This is a genomic window from Microcoleus sp. S28C3 (assembly GCF_036700785.1).
GTDB lineage: Bacteria > Cyanobacteriota > Cyanobacteriia > Cyanobacteriales > Microcoleaceae > Microcoleus > Microcoleus asticus.
Genome location: NZ_JAUBPO010000061.1, coordinates 32,621 through 46,642, shown reverse-complemented (window position 1 = coordinate 46,642; position 14,022 = coordinate 32,621). Strand labels below are relative to the sequence as shown.

Genomic DNA, 14,022 nt, shown 5'->3' with positions numbered 1-14,022 from the left:
GGGGGCATCGCGGCAGGGGTTGTCTCTTTCATGGGTCATTTTTTAACGTTATATGCTTGCTATGTAAGCATTATAACCTATTTTTATCGTATTTTATGTTTAAGTCCCGCTAAGATAAAGCTCATGCGACCGAGCGACTGAAGTTTGTCCCGGTGGCGCGCTAGGAAATCCCAGTAGAAGAAGTTGAAGGGACAGGCATTTTCGCCGGATCGCACTGTACGATCGAATTTGCACCCCCGACAATAATCGCTCATTTTATTGATGTAATTGGCAGAAGCAGCATAGGGCTTCGACGCCAACACACCGCCGTCAGCAAACAAACCCATGCCCAGCACATTAGTCTGCATTACCCAGTCGTAGGCATCAACAAACGCACTGTGGAACCACTTTTCTACCTCTGTCGGCGAGATTCCCGCAATTAGACCAAAATTGCTCAAAATCATCAACCGCTGGATATGGTGCGCGTAACCGCTGCCTTCGACTTGAGTTAAAACTTGGCGCAAACAGTTCATATCTGTTTTGCTGGCGTCCCAAAAAAACTCCGGCAGCGGCTGAGTGTGGTTGAACCAATTATTCTTAAAATAATCAGCATCCACGTAAAAATACATACCGCGAATGTATTCTCGCCAGCCCAGAATTTGGCGGATAAAACCTTCGACGCTGTTTAAATTTAAGTTTTTTTCTAGGTAGGCTGTTTCGGCAGCTTGAATAACTTCTAAAGGATGCAGCAAGCCAATATTGAGATACGGAGAAAGTAGGGAATGCCACATTGTTTCCTCCCCCTTTACCATCGCGTCTTGATAAGGGTCAAAAGCGGGGAGACACTGTTCGATGAAATTATCTAATACTTGCAGTGCTTGCTCTCGTGTAACCGCCCAGCGAAAAGGTTCAATGTTTCCGTAAGTTGGGAAAGATAGAGATTTAACTTGTGCGATAACTTCTTGAGTTATGGCGTCCGGTTCAAACCGCAGAGGTTTCGGTGTATCCAGTTTTCCTTTGGGTGGCTGACGATTTTCTTTGTCAAAATTCCACTGACCTCCGACAGGCTTATCGCCCTCCATTAAAACTTGGAAACGCTGGCGGCTGGCTCGATAGAAGTCTTCCATTAACAAACGTTTTCGGCTTGACGCCCAATCTTTGAATTCTGTTTCTGTCCAGAGGAATTGATTGTTGGGAATTAGGGTTGTTTTGCAGGGGAGTTGCAAGTTTTGAATGAGCTGTAAAAAAGGTCGATCGTTCGGAGCCATCACCCGCACTTCGGTGATATTGTGAGCTTGTATCCAAGCTTTGAGAGGTGCTTCAAAGTCCCCCGATGTTGTGTAAGTGACTTGGCAGCCCCCGCCGCGCAATTCTTCAGCGAAGTGCCGCATTGCCGACCAAATTAATACTAATTTTTGTCGGTGGTAGCGGCGCTGTTGAACGTGCTGCCAAGATTCAATTAAAATTACGGGTAGGGAAGAGTTATCATCTGTGCGGTTGAGAGCAGCTTGGTTCTGCCAAAGTTGATCGCCTAATATCCAAACGCCAACAGTCATTTTACTTTTTTTACCTTAAAAGTTATATTTTACTTTTCCTGAGCGCTGATTGTCTGTTCCGACAACTTAATGGGATGAAAAATCACCACTCCAAACTTATGATTTTTTCGTTTTTCCCGAAAACTCACTAGAGCATAACATTGATTTCCAAAGATAGGGACACCGACCAGCAAATTTAAATTTTATGTCTGTGTATCCTTCAGATGTTAATAACTTGGTTAGCGTCTTTACTGAAAAAAATTTAATGTGACCGTTATCCCAAAGTACGGTAAAATGTTGATCTAGTTTGCCAGAAATAGCTAACGCCAGGTTTTTCAAATAGCCGTGATAGGGTGTGGAAATAATTAGTTTTCCTCCCGGCTTGAGGCATTTTTTTGCAGCTTTTGCTAATTCTTTAGGATAAAGCAAGTGTTCGATTACTTCAATGGCTAAGACAACATCAAATGATTGCAGCATATCGGTATCTGGGAGGTCGTAAATATCTGCTTGGATAAACTGACAGTCGGGGAAACTTTGACGGGAGATGGCAATTCCGGGTGCAGAAGTGTCAACGCCGACAACTTCGCAGCCGTGCTCTGCGATGACGTGACTGAGGCTGCCATTGCCGCAGCCGAGATCCAAAACTCGGAGTTGTGTCTTGCTGGCCTGCTGAAGTGTCGCCAGCATTTCTAAAAGGGGAGATATCAAATAAGCGTGATGATATCTGGGACGGTTGTTTGTGTAATAATACGTATAATTGCTAAAGTTTTTTTTCATCGATTAAGTTATGGAAATTATTGCCGAGACCGCCAATTTACGGAGCGCGGGTGTACTGTTTGGGCCAACCTTCGCCAGCTTAGGGTTGTCAGAGTCGATCGGCAGCTCGATCGTCTCATTCTTTTTTTTTGACAGGTGAATTGTTATCACCGGATCAATCGGATGTCAAAAGAAATCTTTCACAGGGTGCAAAATCTCGAATCGCCCATCTCTCGCCCATCTCTCGAAGGCATTCGGAAAGAAAAAGTCCTATCGAGCAAAAATTCTCTCCGTACACTAGCCGGAAACCGAACTTTTTGCCTCTTAACTTTGGCCGAGTCCATCCATGCGATTCTAGCTTCAAACAACTGCGGTACGTCCAGCCGAGGCTTTTTTGCAGCCTGAAAAATCTGCGCTGGGGCGATCGGGTGCAAGTCGATCGGAGAAGTGAGGAGGGATGTGTGACCGAAATCACAGGCATTCGCCAAACAAATTGCTGAGCATCTTTAAGTCCACACACTTAGAATCGAGATTACTACAAGTGGCTTCTATAATTGTGTTTAAATGTTGTTCGGACGCTGTGTTGTCCCGTCAGCAGAGCACCCTAGACTGATTGGCGCTTTGGATCTGGTTTATTTCACTTTAATGGTCGCTGTTGGGTGTTGCACCTTAAGTTAGATACGTCCTATGGTTAAGTTAGGTCAATCCTCCTTTCGCCGTATTTTACTGTCGCGGATTTTGTTGCTCAGCGTACCTGTTCTACTGGTGGGGGAGTATGTTACCTATCGCAAGGCACGCTCGACGCTTCTGGAAACTGCTCGTCAAAACTTGACAGAAAGTGCAGTCAGAAAAGCAGAAACTATTGAACAGTGGGCGAAATCGCTGAAGTCGAATCTGATCGGCGCTTCGGAAAGCTCGATGTTGCAGTCTGTAAATCCGAAGGATTATCAAAAGTTTATCGCGCAATTAGGGCAGCGGTTGCCAGCGCAGGTTGATTGCTTGCAATTGACTAATTTAAAGACAAATCAAGTCATAGCAAGCACTTGCGGGCAGCAGCCGATTCAGTCGCTGCCGGCTAAATTTTGGCCGCCAGTACAGCAGCAGCAGACGCTGCTGGACGACAAGAGCGTTTACATCAGTCTGTCGTTGCCTCAGCAGCCGCAGGCGAAAGCAAACGACCAGAAGGTGGCTTTGGGTGCTGAGGATTTTCCAGAGGCGGGTAAAGAAGGCCGCGATAGCCAAGTGAGTTTGGTGTTGAGCGCTCCTGTTTACATTCGTCGGGGCAATAGCCTGCAGTTGAGTTATGCTTTGAGTTTGCAGTCGGCCTTGCCTGTGCAAACCAGCGCTCCCAAGGGTTCTCTAGCCGGCTATACGGTGGCGATCGACCAAGATGGGACGATTTTGGCGCACCCGAATATCAACCGCGTGGGCCGCAATATCGCCCAAGAGGCAGATGCCGATCGACTAAAAAGTATTGTCAGAAGGGCGATCGCAGGCGGAACAGCTTTTCTCCACCTATTTTCCTTTGAAAGAAATGGTGTAGAGTTGCTAGCAGGATACGCTGCTATCCCGAGTCCTTCAACTAAACAGGAGAACAGCAAGTGGATTATTTTAGCTGTTTCTCGTTTAGATTACGCTCTGTCAGGTTTGGAAGAAATTCAGCAAGTTTTATTTAATTTAATTGTAGGTTTGGTTGCTGCTAGTATCATCGCGACTTTATATCTGTCTCGCGACTTGGCGCGTCCTCTGGAAAAACTGAGAGATTACGCGCTGAAAGTAGATACAGAAGCGCCTCAGGCAGTGCCGCAAAATTTCCAAATTAGGGAATTCAATCAACTATCAGAAGCGCTAAACAGCATGGTGCAGCGCCTCAGATCCTGGGCTAGAGAATTGGAAGTGGCAACCAAGGAAGCGCAAGTTGCCAATCAGTTAAAAAATGAATTTTTGGGAAATATTTCTCACGAATTGAGAACGCCGCTCAACGGGATTATTGGTTTTATTCAAATTGTTCGGGACGGCTACTGCGATGACAGAGATGAAGAGATGGAGTTCTTACAGCGGGCTCACGACTCGTCTATGCAATTGCTAAATATTATTAATGATATTTTGGACATTGCTAAAATAGAAGCCGGTACGTTCTCCATGATGTTAGAAGTAGTTGATATTACCCAGGTACTTGAAGACGCGATTGATTTGCAAGCACCTCTAATGGAGGAAAAAGGCTTGAATTTAAGTTTGCCCGCACCTCACGATCCGATTATTGTTCATGCCGATCCGGAGAAGCTAAAACAGGTGTTTTTGAACGTTTTGAGCAATGCGATTAAGTTTACCGAGTCGGGCAGCGTTAATATATCTGTGCGGCTAGAATCGAGGAAGAATTCTCCTGGTTTTAACGGCAGTGCGGAAAGTACGACTGGCCACAGCAGTCAAAGCGATTGGGTAGTGGTGACAATTAAAGATACGGGAATTGGTATCGATCCCGAGCAACAGCAGAAATTGTTTCAACCTTTTGTGATGGCTGATGGTTCTACAACTCGCAGGTTTGGCGGTAACGGTTTGGGTTTGGCTATCTCCAGAAGGATAATGGAATCTATGATCGGAAGCATTACCCTGCACAGCGCGGGTGTGAATCAAGGTACTACGGTGATGATTTCTTTGCCTGTCAATCAGCAGTCAAGTTTTTATTATCACAGCGAGGACTTGGTAACAGAAAATGGGAATTTCAAAAGTTGATGAGTGATTTTCCCAATCTAAAATCTAAAATCTAAAATGGTATTAGGGGCTGTCCGCCGAGTTCGAGGGATTTGCTCAAAGTGCTGAGAATGCGGATTAATTCTACGGAGGCAGAGCCGGATGAGGTAGGACAGGGGGTATTAGTTTGCACGCTGTTGAGGAAGCGATCGCACACTCGCTGTAGCGGTTCAGCCGATTCTAAATTCAAGACTTCGCGGTGTCTGAGGCCCGTTGGCTGCGGTGCGATCCTCTTCGAGGGCTTCGCTAACGCACTTTCAAAAGAGTTATTCTCTTCGCCTCCCCAATCTGAATTGCCGCGCTGCACAATCAGGGGAGTTTCTGGGGACATTTCATCAAAAATCAAGGTTCCCAAACTGCCAACAACTGTTAAGCGCCTTTGTTTGTCGGGATTTAGCCAGCACAGGTGAATAAATGCTTGAAATCCGTCGGGATAGGTGAGGGTTACCCACACTAAATCTGCTAGTCCTTCTGAATGATTCGCAGTCATCCGTGAAGAAGCAAATTGATTTTGTATTTCTGCTGCTACTTCTTTATTTATTCCTTCTTCCTTCTTCCCTCTTCCTTCTTCCTTCTTCCCTCTTCCTTCTTCCTTCTTCCCTCTTCCTTCTTCCTTCGGAAATACAGTGCCGATCGCGCTTACTTGAATTGGGGTTTGTTCCAGCCAAGTATTGAAAATAGCGATATCGTGAACGGCCAAGTCCCAAAGGGCATCAACGTCATGGCGCACCGGTTCAAAATGCGTGCGCTGGGCGTAACCGTAGCGCAATTTTCCGAGTTGATGCTGTTGAATAATTCTTTGGCCTCGATCGACTGCTGGATGAAACAAATAAGTGTGGTCAACGAAGAGTTGCCGCTGCTGTTTTTCGGCTAATTGACAGAGTTCTATTGCTTCAGTCAGGTTGAGGGCGAGAGGTTTTTCTGCTAAGACGTGGTAGCCTTTTTTCAGCGCTGCTGCTGCGAGGGTGTAGTGTGTGGAAGCTGGAGTGGCGATCGCCACAGCTTCCAGTCCCGGCAATGCTTGCACTTGAGACCAATCGGCAGCTAAAATCACCGAGGCATCGAGATTAAACTGTTTTTGGACGGCCGCCAATGAATCGAGATTCGGGTCTACTACCGCTAAAACTTGGCTGTTGGGATGTTTGAGAAAGTTGCGAATTAGGTTAACTCCCCAGCGGCCGGCACCCAATACAGCTATTCCGATTTTCATTGATTATAATTTCAAAAATCGCACGGTAATTATAGCATATTTTGTTATTATTATCTATGTTTTAACTCCAAAAAATCACTGTTGACTGTTGACTGTTGGCAGTAGTTATTGGTTATTGGTAGCAGCTAACAAATAACCAATAACTGATAACACCAGTCAACAGTCAACAGTCAACAGTCAACTGACTACCAACTAATTTATTGAAAGCTGCCTGAGCCGCTGCTTGTTCCGCCGCTTTAATCGATCGACCTTTTCCCTCTGCTACCAACTTTCCCTGAACGAGAACTTCTGCTGTAAAACGATCTTCCCCGCCCTGCACTGTCCCGGTTTCTTGCACGCTATATTTGGGCAAAGTTTTGTATTTCCCTTGAGTCAATTCTTGGAGAGCAGCTTTGTAGTTTTGGCGGGCCGGATCGCTGCGGATTTCTGTCGCTAAGCGTTGAAAGTGAGAATCTAGCCAAGGGCGAATTAATTCTAACGTCTGGGTACTCAAATAAAGCGCAGCCAGTACCGCTTCCAAAGCATCGGCCAGTCGGGGTTCAGCGCCTGTTTTGTCCGAGGCGGCGCTGCTGGAAACAATTAAATAGCGATCGAACCCGTAACTTTCAGCGATTTTAGCAAGATTGCGATCGCTCACCAAGATCGATCGAATAGCAGCAAATTCCCCCACTGTACAGTCGGGATAAGTCTCAAACAACAATTCCGACGCCGCCAGCCGCACAACTGCATCCCCCACAAACTCTAGTTGCTCGTAATTTGCCTTAGCTGACGCGCTCGCATGAGTTAAAGCTAAATCGAGGAGATGCCATTTGATCGCAGCATTCTTTGGCAGTCCCAATTTTTGAATTAATGTTTCAAGTTGCTTTTGGCGACCCGGATAAATCATACCATTTTAGATTTTAGATTTTAGATTTTAGATTTTATAATTGGGAATTACGCATGACTCTCCGGGCTTGGAGCTTGTCTAAAATTCCATTCTTTTTGGAAAATGGTATCAGATTCATATCACTAGAAAGCTTTTCATTAAAAAACTAAATAGTCCTCCGGGTGCTTGTAGTCCGCTCTGTCAAGGCGATCGAGAAGTGCCTCAAACGCTGGAAATCTCTGCTTCGGGCGATCGAGAAATCTTCTTTATTTAATAGACCATTAGCAATAAATAACATTTCAAGAACAAAGCTCAACGGTTACGATGACGCAAACACGTTAACGACACCTTGACAAGTCTGGCCACAAGCACCTTACCCAAAATTGGGTGGGGAAAAAGTCGGACATAAGCCGGGTTCTGTTCTCTCAACTGCAAGCAGTTTTCGAGGGCAGTTATCTATCTGGGACGCCTGTTACCAGACGCCTCAAGCGGTACCAAAAAACAGAACTGGTAAAAAACCAACCGTAGTCCCTCCGACCTTGCTCCCAACTGGGGTTTACCTAGCCAGCACCTCTCGATGCTGCTGGTGCGCTCTTACCGCACCTTTGCACCCTTACCCCCTAACACTTTGCGATTTTTGATGCTCGATTTTTGATGCAATCTCAAATCTCAAATCTCAAATCGGGGGGCGGTATCTTTCTGTGGCACTATCCTCACGATCGCTCGCACTGGGCGTTACCCAGCAAGTTTGGTTTTTCGGGAGCCCGGACTTTCCTCAGACAAGCTTTCGCTAATCCGCAACCGCCTGCGCCTACTTTTTCCCCAGATTTATTGTACGCGATCGTTCGTCAATCAATTTGGGATTTGAGATTGACGATTTTAAGTCGCCCAGTTAATTTGGACATTTGTGTTTCTTCAAACTCTTGTGCGGTGGTCACGAAAGCCCGCCCAACAATTAAATTGCCATGCAAATCCCAATACGGTTCAGTTAACGCTGTCCGACGAATTTAACCTCACGATTTTATGGGAAATACAGGCATCTTTTAGAAGTCAGATTGCTCTTAACTGAACCGTATTGATGCAAATCCCCTTAAATTCACTCACGGATGAATCTGGAGGCGGAAAAATTTGGGAATTATGATGCAAGGGTTTATGAGACGGCTTCAACTAAGGCAAGGAAACCTTTTTACCTCACAGGATTTTGAATTATTCAATCCTCAACCCAAAATCTTAAACCTCAAGTATTAAATCCGGTTACTTTACTGAGTCATCTTTCACCACAGTAGAAAAATTATCAAACCAGCCCCGCCGCCAGAAGAAGTAAACTAAAGCCGAGGCGATCGCTAGCATCAGTGCCCAACAAAGCGGATATCCAAAATACCAATTCAGTTCCGGCATATTGAAAGGCGATTTCTCTGTATCGAAATTCATCCCGTATACTCCCGCCACAAAAGTTAGAGGAATAAAGATACTAGAAATTACTGTGAGCAATTTCATAATTTCATTCATTTTATTGCCCACCGATGACAGATAAACATCCATTAAACCCGAAGACAACTCTCGATAGGTTTCCACCATATCCATCACCTGCACCGTGTGATCGTAACAGTCGCGCAGGTAAATTCGCACCTCTGGACTAATCAAATCACTGCTATCTCGAATCAAAACATTAATTGCATCCCGCTGCGGCCAAATAGCGCGGCGCAGCGTCAGCAATTCTCGCCGGATTTTATAAATTTTTTCCAGGGTTTTGCGGGTGGGGTTCACCACCACTTCATCCTCTAGTTCTTCAATGCGCTCTCCGTAAACTTCTAATACTGGGAAAAATCCATCTATAATCGAATCTAACAGAGTATATGCCAGATAATCTGAGCCGTGTTTTCTAATACTTCCTTGTGCTTTACGAATGCGATCGCGCACGGGGTCAAAACAATCATAGTCCGGTTCTTCCTGAACAGTTAGCAGGTAATGTTTACCCAAAAGCAAACTAACTTGTTCTTTATGAAAATTCTCTGAATTCGGCTTAATCATCACCATCCAGGCAATGATTAAAATATGATTTTCGTAATGTACAACTTTAGGGCGCTGGGGTACATTAACCACATCCTCTTGAGCCACAAGATGCAAATCAAACACTTCGCCCATTTGATGCCAAGTTTCTTTATTTCCCAATCCCAACATATCAACCCAAGAAACAGATGCTGTATCTAAATACGCAGCAGCTTCTTGAGGATTGGCTAATGTGGTGCGAGTAGCTGCTGTCTCGCAATAGTCAATTAATATAATCTCGGGAGGCGGCGCATCGATTGGTAAGTCGAGAGTTCCCGGCGGAGACCCCGGAACGTCATAAAAATAGTCAACGTAGGAATCATCATCATCATCATCATCATCATCTTTAATTGTTTTTGCAACTGCACTAGAAGTATGTATGCTTTTGGATACCATGCTAATATTCCTGACTTTTAGAACCTTTAATTAGATTATCATTTTTCTCGTGCGACTACCAATTACCAATTACCAATTACCTCTGCCGAATTGGAATCTCGATCGCGAATTCAGTTCCCCCTCCCGGCGCGTCCTTGCAGCGCAGCGTACCCCCGTGTCTTTCCACCACAATCTGATAAGAGATAGACAGTCCTAAACCAGTATTTTTGCCCACTGGTTTAGTAGTAAAAAACGGGTCAAATATCCGAGACTTAACAGACTCTGCCATTCCCGAACCGTTATCTGAAATTGCGATCGCAACCCGATTGTTTTCCAACACCTCCGTGCGAATCCGAATCCAAGGCAATGCGTCGCCACTTAAAGGTAAAGTCGGAAAATCTTGCCGTTCCGCATCCGAAGAACTCACCAATTCTAACTTTCTATTCCTGACATTTGCCAAAGCATCAATGGCATTACTTAATATATTCATAAAAACTTGATTTAACTGTCCGACATAGCACTGTATTAATGGCAGATTTCCATATTCTTTAACTATTTCAATATTACGATTCCTGCCATTTTCTTTAAGTCTGTGCTGCAAAATCAACAGAGCACTGTCTATTCCTTCGTGGATATCAACACGCTTAATATCTGATTCTTCGAGGCGGGAAAAGTTGCGCAAAGACAGAACTATTTGGCGAATTCGCTCGGCTCCGGTTTCAATTGAAGTCAGCAAATTCGGGAAATCCTCTTTCATAAACTCGAATTCTATTTCTTCAGCAAACTCCGCAATCAAAGAAACAGGTTCCGGGTAATGTGCTTGGTACAAACTGCACAGTTCCAGCAAGTTTTTAGCATACTCGCTAGCGTAAATGATATTACCGTAGATAAAACTGACAGGATTATTAATTTCGTGAGCAATTCCCGCGACTAGCTGTCCCAAACCCGACATTTTTTCCGCTTGAATTAGTTGAGCTTGAGTCCTGCCTAATTGTTTCAATGTTTGCTCTAGCTGGCGATTTTTATGTTTTAATTGAGCTTCGGCTTGTTTGCGCTTGGTAATATTGCGGGCGATAGCGATCGCTTGATTCGAGTTAAAAGGCAGCAATCTCGCTTCATAAGTTTCTTCTCCTGCCGGCAGGGGTAGCGAATACTCTAGATTAACAGGAGTTCTATTTTCTGAAACTTCAAGCATTGCCTGCTCGAATTGGCTGGCGGCGGTTGCCGGCAATATATCGATCATTCGTTGGCCCACAAAATACTCGGGACTCAGGTACAAATCCGATGAATTTCCTGACAAGTAATCCAAAATAATTCCGTCAGCATCGATTCGGAAATACAAATCGGGCAATGCCAGAAAAACAGCTTCCAACTCGGAAGTTTTTTGTCGCAATGCTTCTTGGGCGCAGTAGCGATCGCTAATATCAACAATCACCCCATCCAAACAGCAAACGTTCCCATCTGCGTCGAACACAGGAGAACCTTTATCCCACACCCATTTAACCGTGCCGTCTGCTGCTAGCAAGCGGTATTCCAAGTTATAAGAGTGTTTGTTTTCTATTGCTTGCTGAATAGTGCCTTCTACTTTTACCAAATCTTCTGGGTAAATAATGCTAGCAAAAGCCCTACCTCCCCTGTTCAAAGGCGAAATAAAATCGGCAGCAGGGTAGCCCGTTAGTAAGTAAACGGCATTGCTAATAAAACTTGTGGAAAAATCGCATTGCCAGCGATAAACTACTCCGGGAATATTCGCGACCAAAGACCTAAATCTGGTTTCGCTCCGGCGCAAAGCTGCTTCCGATTCATAGCGTTCTGTAATATCGCGAGCGAAAGCTAGCACTGCAAATATATTGCCTTCAGCGTCGCGCAGGGGAAGTTTTTGGGTGTCAAGAATATGTACTGAACCGTCTGCAACAGTGGCCGGATCGCAGGGATTGTGGATGATTTCGCCGGCTAGTACAGCAGAGTCGTCTGTGCGGAATCCTCGGATATTTTTGGCTAAATTTCCAAACACTAGCTCTAATGAAAACCCTAATTCTAAATCTGATTGGCTAATGATTTCTTCGACTGTTTTACCAATTGCTTGAGCGAAACTATTGTTTGCCAAAATATAGCGAAAATTTTTGTCTTTGGCAAAAATCCAGTCGCTGGTTTTGTCTATTACTGTGCGCAGCAGTTGTTCGGAACGTTCGGTTTTTTCCAAAGCTACCTGCAGTTCTACTTCCAGGCACTTGCGAGCAGTAATATTTTCAAAAGCAACGCCGACGCAGTTGTTGGGTAATGGAAAAGCTTTAATAGAAAAAGCGCGAGTTATTCTGCCGCCTTCATCGCAGTCAATATCTTCAATTTCTACGGCTTTTTGACCCAGAATTACCGAAGCAAAAGCTTGGGGAATGTTTTTCGATCGCAGGTGGGGAAAAATCTCGTCGATTGTCATGCCCAAAACGTCGGCCATTTCTAATCCGGTAAACAGGGTAGCAGCGGGATTCGAGGCGATCGCCCTCAGAGTGCTGTCATCGTCTATATTTTCTAAATGGTAGACGTACAAACCAATTTGCATATTCTCGACAATTTGGTCGTAGAGGCGCACGCTTTCGTCTACCTGCCTGCGTTCGGTGATATCTTCAGTAATACCTAAAACGTACTGAGGACGGCCTGCAGCGTCGAGAATTGGCACTTTGCGGGTGTGCAGTATTCTCATACCTTTGTGGCGAGTTTGAATCGGCTCTTCGGCTATGTCTTTAACAGTAGATTGGTTGTGCTCGCCGGTCAATATTTCCCTGTCTTGAGCAGTAAAAACATCAGCTTGTTCTTTCGGGTAAATATCGTAGTCATTTTTGCCGATCGCCTCTTGAGAGGTAACACCTGCGATCGTTTCTCCCGCTTTATTCCACAGCACAAATTTCAGCGAAGAAGCATCTTTAGCAAAAACTCCCACAGGCAGATTTTCTACTACGGAATTGAGGAACCCTCTAGCTGATTTTAATTCAGCTTCTGCACGCTTGCGTTCGATGCCTAAAGCGATGACATCGGCAACCGATGCTAAAGTTTCTTGAAAAGGTGTTGTCAGCGGCTGGCTGCTGATAATTACCATGACTCCCACCAGGCGTTCTTCGACTATCAAAGGGTAGCCGGCGAAGGTGAGAATTTGCTTGGGGATTGGGCAATTGTCCGGCTTGTGACTGGTGTCGATCATTGCTACTTCGGAACTGTGTGCCGCTGTTTCTTTCGCGGATTCTTCCTCTGCGAGTCCAAAATTATTCAGTTCAAATCCGCAGTCAAATTCCGGTTTTTGCTGTTTGGCGATCGAGTTAACCTTACTTTCAATAAAGCTAGCCCGATCGTCTGTACGGCCGTAGATTCCCGAGGCTGCTTGCAATTCCCAAACATTATATTGAGAGTTGAAAGTCCAAATTTCAGCAGAGGCGACATCGAGATTCCGCACCATTGCCTCACAGCAGGGAAGCAGGATATCTTGAGGGTGTTTGGTGAGGGCAATACCAACATCGGCTACCATTGCTGTGAGGCGAGAAGCTTGGGCTTTTTCTGCTTCCAACCGTTTGCGATCGGTGATATCTTCCACCAAAGAAAGCACGGTAAAAGTCTCGTCGCTGCGAATAATCGAGTTGAACCAGCGACACCAAATTACCTGTCCGCTTTTAGTATAGTTGCGGTTAATTGAAGTATTGCCGTTGCCGGTGGCTAGTTCGAGTTCGATCGCGCTTACAGCCTCTCTATCTTCGTCGCAAACCAAATCTAAATCGCCGAACTGCTTGCCCATCATATCATCGGATGTCCAGCCAAAGATTTCCTCGGCGCGTTTAGACCACTCAACTATCCGAAAATCTTCATCCCAGCCCACCATTGCCAGGGGAGTGTTAGCTGCATTCAACCGCAGTAAATGGTTCGATCGGCGCAACTGTTGAGTTTTCTGCTGCTGCCAGCGGTAGTGCCTGGTGATATCTCTACCGACGCCCAAAACCCGCATCTGGTTGCTAGAGGCATCCACCGCTGGCGTGTAAGCAGTTTCGTAAATTTTAATCCCGCCGTTTGCCGACGTAACCTCATGAATTGCCAGCCTTTTTTCCCCGCTTATAAATACTTGTTGCAGGCAGGAATCAACCTGCAAGATTATATTTTTAAGAGCAGCATTATTGGGATATAATTTTAATAATTCCTGATTAGTTTTGTTGACTATTTCAGCAGGATCTAATCCCATCCAAGCAGCAGCAACAGGATTGATTGATAGGTACTTTTGCTGTCGATCGCACTCTAGGAAAGCATCAACAGAGTTAGAGAAAAAAGACTGAAACGAGTTGATAACTTCCTGCATGGGTATTTTTTCATGAGAAAAGCTTAGAAGTGTGGAAACCTCGTGTCTTTAGGCTCATACGTTGCACCATTTTCAATAAGTTTTTATGGGCGGGAGCTCCTGCCCACCCCACATGAATTTAACTCTTCGCTTCACAGGCCGGAAAGCCTGTTCTTAAGAATGGTGCAAG

General features: G+C 45.2%; 8 protein-coding genes and 1 other RNA gene. 1 reads left to right on the top strand and 8 read right to left on the bottom strand.

Annotated features, from left to right (window positions below):
- Positions 1 to 83 precede the first annotated feature (83 nt).
- From QUA13_RS18700 to QUA13_RS18690, 3 genes are all read right to left on the bottom strand, one after another.
- A complete protein-coding gene (locus QUA13_RS18700; protein WP_333200844.1) occupies positions 84 to 1,535 on the bottom strand; it encodes a cryptochrome/photolyase family protein in 1,452 nt (483 codons plus the stop codon).
- A 96-nt stretch (positions 1,536 to 1,631) separates the two neighbouring features.
- On the bottom strand, positions 1,632 to 2,291 hold the full coding sequence (locus QUA13_RS18695; RefSeq protein ID WP_333200842.1) for a class I SAM-dependent methyltransferase: 660 nt from the start codon (positions 2,289 to 2,291) through the stop codon (positions 1,632 to 1,634).
- A gap of 179 nt (positions 2,292 to 2,470) precedes the next feature.
- Complete coding sequence (locus tag QUA13_RS18690; RefSeq protein WP_333200840.1) at positions 2,471 to 2,758, bottom strand: hypothetical protein; 288 nt, start codon at positions 2,756 to 2,758, stop codon at positions 2,471 to 2,473.
- A gap of 199 nt (positions 2,759 to 2,957) precedes the next feature.
- Here QUA13_RS18690 and QUA13_RS18685 point away from each other — a divergent pair, with 199 nt between their 5' ends.
- Positions 2,958 to 5,003, top strand: coding sequence for an ATP-binding protein (locus QUA13_RS18685; protein WP_333189688.1), 2,046 nt, complete (start codon positions 2,958 to 2,960; stop codon positions 5,001 to 5,003).
- Between the two features lie 31 nt (positions 5,004 to 5,034).
- Here the strand turns inward: QUA13_RS18685 and QUA13_RS18680 are convergent, their stop codons facing one another.
- The 5 genes from QUA13_RS18680 to QUA13_RS18660 form a co-directional block, all read right to left on the bottom strand.
- Positions 5,035 to 6,231 carry a Gfo/Idh/MocA family oxidoreductase gene (locus QUA13_RS18680; protein WP_333200838.1) on the bottom strand — a complete coding sequence of 399 codons (1,197 nt, stop codon included), beginning with the start codon at positions 6,229 to 6,231 and terminating at the stop codon, positions 5,035 to 5,037.
- A gap of 163 nt (positions 6,232 to 6,394) precedes the next feature.
- Positions 6,395 to 7,117, bottom strand: a complete 723-nt coding sequence (rnc, locus tag QUA13_RS18675; RefSeq protein WP_333189691.1) for a ribonuclease III — start codon at positions 7,115 to 7,117, stop codon at positions 6,395 to 6,397.
- A gap of 370 nt (positions 7,118 to 7,487) precedes the next feature.
- Positions 7,488 to 7,914, bottom strand: an RNA gene (rnpB, locus tag QUA13_RS18670) — RNase P RNA component class A.
- A 436-nt stretch (positions 7,915 to 8,350) separates the two neighbouring features.
- Positions 8,351 to 9,541, bottom strand: a complete 1,191-nt coding sequence (gene corA, locus QUA13_RS18665; RefSeq protein ID WP_333200835.1) for a magnesium/cobalt transporter CorA — start codon at positions 9,539 to 9,541, stop codon at positions 8,351 to 8,353.
- Positions 9,542 to 9,617: 76 nt separating this feature from the next.
- Positions 9,618 to 13,853: a PAS domain S-box protein gene (locus QUA13_RS18660; RefSeq protein ID WP_333200834.1), complete on the bottom strand. Its 4,236-nt coding sequence runs from the start codon at positions 13,851 to 13,853 to the stop codon at positions 9,618 to 9,620.
- Positions 13,854 to 14,022: the final 169 nt, after the last annotated feature.

Excerpts from the sequence above, each read along its gene's own strand:
- QUA13_RS18700 (WP_333200844.1), bottom strand. The coding sequence starts at position 1,535 with ATGACTGTTGGCGTTTGGATATTAGGCGATCAACTTTGGCAGAACCAA.
- QUA13_RS18695 (WP_333200842.1), bottom strand. The coding sequence starts at position 2,291 with ATGAAAAAAAACTTTAGCAATTATACGTATTATTACACAAACAACCGT.
- QUA13_RS18685 (WP_333189688.1), top strand. The coding sequence starts at position 2,958 with ATGGTTAAGTTAGGTCAATCCTCCTTTCGCCGTATTTTACTGTCGCGG.
- QUA13_RS18680 (WP_333200838.1), bottom strand. The coding sequence starts at position 6,231 with ATGAAAATCGGAATAGCTGTATTGGGTGCCGGCCGCTGGGGAGTTAAC.
- rnc (WP_333189691.1), bottom strand. The coding sequence starts at position 7,117 with ATGATTTATCCGGGTCGCCAAAAGCAACTTGAAACATTAATTCAAAAA.
- corA (WP_333200835.1), bottom strand. The coding sequence starts at position 9,541 with ATGGTATCCAAAAGCATACATACTTCTAGTGCAGTTGCAAAAACAATT.
- QUA13_RS18660 (WP_333200834.1), bottom strand. The coding sequence starts at position 13,853 with ATGCAGGAAGTTATCAACTCGTTTCAGTCTTTTTTCTCTAACTCTGTT.